A 240-nucleotide genomic window follows, 5' to 3' on the forward strand; every position below is an offset into this window, starting at 1 on the left:
GTGCTGATCGCCCCGGGTGGCGGCCAGTACCCGCACCATTTGCGCCATGTTGGCCCCAGGGACAGGCTTGGCTGCATAGGGGCCAGCGACACGGGGCGGCCCGTTGATGCCTTGAGCACCCTCCTCGACCGGCGTCGCACTGGCCGCGGCGGCACGTTCGGCCGACTCGGCCCGAGCGATCTTGTCGCCCAGGGCATTGAATTCGGCCCCGAGCTGAGTGAACTGAGCGAGCTGCTCGAC

1 protein-coding gene is annotated in these 240 nt (G+C 69.2%); it reads right to left on the minus strand.

The window, feature by feature from the left end:
- A partial coding sequence (locus SB847_RS22100; RefSeq protein WP_410578890.1) for a hypothetical protein occupies window positions 1–240 on the minus strand: 240 nt, incomplete at both ends.

Origin of the sequence: Bacillus sp. SIMBA_026 (genome assembly GCF_046535335.1) — a bacterium.
Lineage (GTDB): Bacteria > Bacillota > Bacilli > Bacillales > Bacillaceae > Bacillus > Bacillus velezensis.